1 protein-coding gene is annotated in these 322 nt (G+C 55.0%); it reads left to right on the forward strand.

Translation table 11 applies throughout. From position 1 onward, the window contains the following. Positions 1–322, forward strand: a 322-nt coding sequence (locus tag KQX66_RS36970; RefSeq protein WP_216798460.1) for a hypothetical protein, incomplete at both ends; no start/stop codon positions are given.

A 322-nucleotide genomic window follows, 5' to 3' on the forward strand; every position in this document is an offset into this window, starting at 1 on the left:
TGTCAGTGCTGAGATAGATAAAGCGTCGATGTTTTTGGATGAGCACACCCGTTTTGTCACGCAGCGTATCGGCAAGCTGGAACAGCTTACGCCTTTACGTCAGGCGGAATTGTTGCCCGTCGTGGTGGCGGGGCGGCAAAAAGAGGTGGTGTTGGAGGCTGTCGCGGCCTGTTTGCACTCTGCCATTATCCAACTGCATCAACATCACTGCCAGCAGCATGCAAACGGTAAGACAGTCTCCATCGGCCTGATTCGCATGGCGAATATCGATCCGTTAGTGGCGGTAGCCCAATGCTTGATGCAACTCGCTCCACCGGGCGGT

Origin of the sequence: Paenibacillus oleatilyticus, from assembly GCF_018998565.1 — a bacterium.
Lineage (GTDB): Bacteria > Bacillota > Bacilli > Paenibacillales > NBRC-103111 > Paenibacillus_G > Paenibacillus_G oleatilyticus.